The organism is Vibrio sp. 10N.261.55.A10 (assembly GCF_041470825.1).
In the GTDB taxonomy this organism is placed as follows: domain Bacteria; phylum Pseudomonadota; class Gammaproteobacteria; order Enterobacterales; family Vibrionaceae; genus Vibrio; species Vibrio crassostreae_C.
This window is the reverse complement of record NZ_JBFRNC010000014.1, coordinates 1-236: the sequence shown is the minus strand read 5'-3', so window position 1 is coordinate 236 and position 236 is coordinate 1. Positions and strand designations below refer to the sequence as shown.

At 48.7% G+C, this 236-nt stretch carries 1 protein-coding gene; it reads left to right on the top strand.

The annotated features are described in order from the left end of the window. On the top strand, positions 1-236 hold a 236-nt coding region (locus AB4274_RS04255; RefSeq protein WP_372111119.1), incomplete at both ends, for a cadherin-like domain-containing protein.

The following is a 236-nucleotide window of genomic DNA, read 5'->3' as shown; positions in this document are numbered from 1 at the left end:
GACATCGATATCAGTTTCGATATCTCAGATGGCACCAATACGGTTCAAGCATCAGCTGACCTAACGGTTAACCCAGTTAACGACCTGCCAGTCCCTCAAGATCAACAGTTCAGCGTTGAAGAAGATGGCACGCTCATCTTCACCGATGCAGACCTGTTAACAGGTGCTACAGACATCGAAGGTGACAACCTAACGGTTGAAGGTGTGACCTACGATGGTGGCGACGGTATTCTTAC